Source organism: Geosporobacter subterraneus DSM 17957 (assembly GCF_900142145.1).
GTDB classification, from domain to species: Bacteria; Bacillota; Clostridia; order Peptostreptococcales; family Thermotaleaceae; genus Geosporobacter; species Geosporobacter subterraneus.
Genome location: NZ_FQZV01000092.1, coordinates 1 through 5,603 on the forward strand (window position 1 = coordinate 1; position 5,603 = coordinate 5,603).

The following is a 5,603-nucleotide window of genomic DNA, read 5'->3' on the forward strand; positions in this document are numbered from 1 at the left end:
CAAGCTCCTTCGCTATCGCTCAGGACTAAAGGCTCAGGATGACAAACTCGACTCTTTGCCGTATTTTTGACTTTTTCAGTGGCAGACTTGCGCATCTGCCCGTTATTCGGAACGACGAGGGCGTCGTTCCCTACATTATTTGCTGTACTTTCTCTCTATATCACTGAGCATGTTGACTCTTCGGGCATGTCGATCTCCGGCAAACTCTGTATTCAGCCACACTTCAACGATTTCCAGCGCCAATCCTACCCCGACAACTCTTTCACCTAATGCCAGCACATTGGCGTTATTGTGTTCTCTTGACATCTTGGCAGAATAAGTTTCTGTTACCACAGCACATCGAACCCCAGGCACCTTATTGGCAGAAATGGAGATGCCGATCCCGGTCCCACAGCATAGTATTCCTCTATCACATGCACCAGAAACAACTGCTTCTGCAACCTTCCTCCCGAACTCTGGATAATCTACGGATTCTGTACTGTTTGTCCCAAAATCCTCATAAGCAATATTTTGATCTGATAAGTACTTTTTAATGGCTTCCTTTAAGTGATAGCCTCCATGATCGCTTCCTAATGCTATTTTCATATGCTTGAAATACACCTCCTCTTAACAATTGCCTAAAACATTTTAACACAGCGGTCTCAACTATTCAATCTTAATATCCTAGTTATTTTCCTCCAGCAATTTCTGCAGTACTACCTTTAAGGCCTCTTCTATCTCCTTGGCACATTCACGATAGACCCAGGCTGGCTGTCCAAAGGGGTCCATGATATCCACAGAAGGAAGCTTATCCTCAAGATACACCAGCTCTCTTTGTTCATTCGCTATGGTTTTTGCCATTTCTATTTCCAGTTCCCGTATCCGATCATCTACTGCCTGCAGCTGGTTTTGCAGTTCTATCCTGCGATTTCTGAGTGTGGTGATTTCTTCCTCATATTCTCGGAAAAATTCTGCTTTTTTATGCTGAATGGTTCGCCGCAGCTTTTCAATCTCCAAAATGATTTCTTTATCATCTCCTAAAAAGCTGGTGTATTCCTTTAAAGTATAGGTTTTTTGCTCTGCAGTTGGATCCAGATTCAAAACCTGCTGTTTATGATTCCGTGTCATCGTAAGTATCAGATCCGCCTCTTGTATCAATTCCTTTGTCAGAGGCCGTGCCTGGTGGTGTCGTAGGTCGATGCACCATTCTCTCATTACCTGGGTAGCATTATTGGAAGCTCTTTGACCTTTTAGCGCAGCGGTACCCGCAGATATCACACGAATGCCCTGCAAGGACTCTCCTGCATTTTCGAGCATGCGACGAAATAATGCTTCTGCCATACTGCTGCGACAGGTATTCCCAGTACAAACAAACAAAATGGTTTTCATTTTCTCACCTCCAGTATTATTTACAAAGATAAAATACGGTATCCTGCAGCCTTTAGCATGCGATTCATTACTGCATGTCCCACGCCTTGACGGCTAATCCCCTCTGCTAATATAAGGTCTACCCCTAGGGCATCAAAATGCCTCAGGGTGTCAAAAAGCTTAGCCCCTATGGTCTCGGGAGCTTTTCGACTTCCCATGGATAAAACACAGGCAGCACCATAGCTGTCCTTCGTCTCCTCTGTAGCCATGATTCCCACCTTCAGCCCATCTTTCTCTTTTTCTTTTGCCAAATTTTCTATTTTTGTCACAACAATCTCTGCCGCACCATCAATAATCATCATCTCCGCCTTAGGGGCATAATGGGTGTACTTCATACCAGGAGACTTAGGTACAATCCCCGTGCCCATTTTTTCTTCCAATGCAGGATCAACGATCACCGCTTCCAGCACCTGCTTCAAATCCTCTAAGGTAATCCCACCTGGCCTTAATATGGCAGGCACCTCTCCTGAGATATCCAGTACGGTAGATTCTAAGCCTACCACACATTCTCCACCGCTAATAATCATTTCTACTTTGCCCATTAAATCTTCAATTACATGGGCTGCCTTTGTGGGACTGGGCTTTCCTGATAGGTTCGCACTGGGTGCCGCAACCGGTACCCCAGACAGCTTAATCAGGGCTCGGGCAATACCATGGGAAGGCATACGAATCGCCACTGTATCCAGTCCGGCAGTGATCCCCTCCGGCACATGCTCTGACTTAGGAAAAATCATCGTAAGGGGTCCGGGCCAAAATCGATCTGCCAGTTTTTTTGCTACAGCCGGTATTTCCCTTACCAGAGGATTTATATCATCAAAATCTGCTATATGTACGATCAGCGGATTGTCTGAAGGTCGGCCCTTTGCCCGGAATATCTTCACTACAGCCTCTTGATCCAAGGCATTGGCTCCTAACCCGTATACGGTTTCGGTAGGAAAGGCAACGGTCCCGCCTCTTTTTAGAATATTTGCCGCCTCTTGAAGCTTTTCCTGATCTATGCAGGATGGATCTATAGATATAATCTTTGTTTCCATGCTTATGTTCACCTCAAAAATCCGTTCAACGTTACACGATACACCTTACACGTCAAAACCAAATACTTTCCTTAAGAATTCTTTAATTATTATACACCAAATTTCCACCACTAACACTGCACTTTTTTAAAAAGCCTGTTTTTTTCAAATCTTTTTGGCAGGCACAGAGATCTGCCACTACATCTGCAATAGCATTTTATTTTCGTAGGGACGGGTTCATAGGCGTCAACTTAATCTAAATATTTCCAAATAAACCTTAGAAGCATGTCATTCTGAGCGTTAGCGAAGAATCTTATGGAACATACGCAAAATTACTTTTGATTATCAGAATATATCATCTAGCTTAAAGATCCTTCGACTCCGTTTTACTCCGCTCAGGATGATAAATTATGGGTTAAGTTGACGCCTATGGGGACGTGTTTCCATGTCCGTCCGGTTAGTTTATTGTTCGATACATTTACAATTGCGGGAGGACACAAGGCTCTCCCCTATACTTTATCTCATTTCCTTTTTCTATTAAAATCTTGCCGATACGATGATACCAATCACAAACCCCAGAACCAATCCATAACTGGAAATCCTTCCAAAGCTGAGATTATTGGATTTAGGAATCAATTCTCCGCAGGTAATGTACAGCATGGTCCCCCCTGCAAAGGCAAGACAAAAGGCAATAAACTGTGGTGATATTTCTCCCAGCAGGGCCCCCAGAAATGCTCCCAATCCCATGGGCATTCCCGCCAATACAGTATATAAAAACGCTTTCCATCGCTTCATGCCCCCGATGCTCATGGGGGCTGCCATGGATATCCCCTCCGGCATGTTGTGCAAGCCAATTACGACGGCGATGCCGATACCCAGTTCTTTTTTGGCAATAAACCCGGAACCAATGGCTAAGCCTTCCGGAAAATTATGCAGTGCCACACCCAGCCCCAGCAGTATCCCTGTCTTAATAAAGCTTCGATCAGCAAAATTCCGATAGTTTTTCATTCTGGATGATAATTTTTCATCCAAGTAAATGATGATAAATACGCCTAATACAATCCCCAGAATCCCTGTACTAAGATACCCTATCTCAAAGGCTTCCGGCAGCAGGTTAAAGCATATGATGGACAGCATCAGCCCGCTGGACAGTCCTAGGATAAAGCTTAAAAACCGCTTTCCGGGATCTCTGATAAAAAATGTAATCAATCCCCCTGCACCTGTGCCGATCATCCCCACAAATAAGCCGATCAATGTGGTAGTAAGAATATTGCTCATATGTATTCCCCCTTGAAAGACCGTTACACGATACACGTTGCACGTTGCTCGTGTTTACCGGCAACCTAAATAAACAAACGTCATTACAACAGCCATCCCCATGCATAGCGCCTATACCTATTGAACGCAGGTACTTTTTGAAACAATCTTCATCCTATATATATTCCTATATCTTGTCTATAATACAAAAAACCTGTGGAGTATTATCCACAGGTTCTCAATTTATAAAACATACTATTCTACATTTCCATAATTGCTTTCGTCACAAATCCTATATAGTATTCTGCTCAAAGAAGAGTTTTAAGGACTTTGTCTCGTACAACCTGCATCGTACAACGTGCAACGAACAAAATGGCGATATCTGTAAACCTTCTATCTCGCTAATTGCACAATATATCCTTTTACCTCTCCAGCGACTACACTACACTCTTCATCTTTTCTGCTTGATCTGTTGTAATTAGCGCATCTAAAATTTCATCGATATCTCCGTCTAAGAAATAGTCCAACTTGTACAGTGTCAGATTGATGCGGTGATCCGATACCCTTCCCTGAGGGAAGTTGTAGGTTCTGATCCGCTCACTGCGATCCCCTGTACCTACCTGGCTTTTTCTGGCCTCTGCAATTTCCGCGTTTTGCTCCTCAAGCATTTTATCATAGAGTCTGGCTTTCAATATCTTAAAGGCCTTCTCCTTATTCTTTAACTGAGACTTTTCATCCTGACAGGACACCACCAATCCCGTTGGTACGTGGGTTAGTCGTACTGCAGAGTCGGTTGTATTAACACTCTGCCCGCCATTGCCAGAAGAACGGAATACATCCACTCTTACATCATTTGGATTGATTTCGATCTCCACATCATCGGCCTCTGGCAGTACTGCTACAGTAGCGGTAGAGGTATGGATTCTTCCCCCCGACTCAGTAGTTGGGATACGCTGTACCCGGTGTACACCACTTTCATACTTCAGTCGAGAATAGGCTCCTTTTCCCTTCAATAGGAAAATCACCTCTTTGATCCCGCCTACACCGGTTTCATTTAAACTCATCATTTCAACCTTCCATCGGTTACGCTCTGCATATCGGGTATACATCCGCAGCAAATCCCCTGCAAATAATCCTGCTTCGTCCCCGCCGGCACCGGCACGGATTTCTACAATTACGTTTTTATCATCATTGGGGTCCTTAGGCAGCATCAAAATCTTCAGTTCATTTTCAATATTCTTGATCTGATCCTCAAGATCTCCCAGCTCCATCTTCGCCATTTCTCTTAATTCTTCATCGTTGCTCTCCGACAGGATGCCCTTTGCTTCCTGAATCCCTCTTTTTACCGATTTATATTCTTTATATTTATTGACGATAGGCTCTAGGTCAGACAGTTCTTTTACATACTTCTGCCATTCAGACTGGTTGCTGATGACTTCAGGATCTGACGCTTTCCTGCTGAGATCTTCATATTTATCCTGAATAAATTCCAATTTATCGAACATTACCTTCTCACCTCATAAAAATATATTCTAACAGATAATTATACCACTATTTCTCAAGCTTTGCAAGCTAGGGTTCTTCCAACAACCCCAGGCTCTCTGCAAAGCTATATCCAATGATCACTGGCCCAATAGACATGATGGGTGCATATTCTAGGAAGAATACGACGTAAGGCGGAACCACGGGGGCGTGGTTCCCTACCATTGAAATATGTCATTCATGCGTAGCGGCGGGTTTCCATGCCCGCCATTGGGTTTTGAACCTGATTGGGGCTGAGACCCAACCCTACTTTATCATCCTCATAAAGCTGTCACCCTGAGCGGAGCGAACGGGTCTAGAATTTTAAAGGTCAGATCCTTCACTCCGTTCAGGATGACAAATCATAAAGCGGGTTGCAGGAATCTTGCTGCCCGGGTGGACAGG

General features: G+C 44.1%; 5 protein-coding genes. All 5 read right to left on the reverse strand.

The window, feature by feature from the left end; all coding sequences use genetic code 11:
* Positions 1-135 precede the first annotated feature (135 nt).
* Positions 136-585: a ribose 5-phosphate isomerase B gene (gene rpiB, locus BUB56_RS18830; protein WP_110942788.1), complete on the reverse strand. Its 450-nt coding sequence runs from the start codon at positions 583-585 to the stop codon at positions 136-138.
* Between the two features lie 78 nt (positions 586-663).
* Complete coding sequence (locus tag BUB56_RS18835) at positions 664-1,368, reverse strand: low molecular weight protein arginine phosphatase (RefSeq protein WP_110942789.1); 705 nt, start codon at positions 1,366-1,368, stop codon at positions 664-666.
* Positions 1,369-1,388: 20 nt separating this feature from the next.
* Positions 1,389-2,441, reverse strand: coding sequence for an L-threonylcarbamoyladenylate synthase (locus BUB56_RS18840; protein WP_110942790.1), 1,053 nt, complete (start codon positions 2,439-2,441; stop codon positions 1,389-1,391).
* A 516-nt stretch (positions 2,442-2,957) separates the two neighbouring features.
* The gene (locus tag BUB56_RS18845; protein WP_110942791.1) at positions 2,958-3,698 is read right to left on the reverse strand and encodes a ZIP family metal transporter; all 741 of its coding nucleotides are present in this window, start codon (positions 3,696-3,698) and stop codon (positions 2,958-2,960) included.
* Positions 3,699-4,114: 416 nt separating this feature from the next.
* Complete coding sequence (prfA, locus tag BUB56_RS18850) at positions 4,115-5,182, reverse strand: peptide chain release factor 1 (RefSeq protein WP_110942792.1); 1,068 nt, start codon at positions 5,180-5,182, stop codon at positions 4,115-4,117.
* Positions 5,183-5,603: the final 421 nt, after the last annotated feature.

Bases quoted from the DNA above. Each gene is read 5' to 3' on its own strand.
- BUB56_RS18845 (WP_110942791.1), bottom strand. From the start codon at position 3,698: ATGAGCAATATTCTTACTACCACATTGATCGGCTTATTTGTGGGGATG.
- rpiB (WP_110942788.1), bottom strand. From the start codon at position 585: ATGAAAATAGCATTAGGAAGCGATCATGGAGGCTATCACTTAAAGGAA.
- BUB56_RS18840 (WP_110942790.1), bottom strand. From the start codon at position 2,441: ATGGAAACAAAGATTATATCTATAGATCCATCCTGCATAGATCAGGAA.
- BUB56_RS18835 (WP_110942789.1), bottom strand. From the start codon at position 1,368: ATGAAAACCATTTTGTTTGTTTGTACTGGGAATACCTGTCGCAGCAGT.
- prfA (WP_110942792.1), bottom strand. From the start codon at position 5,182: ATGTTCGATAAATTGGAATTTATTCAGGATAAATATGAAGATCTCAGC.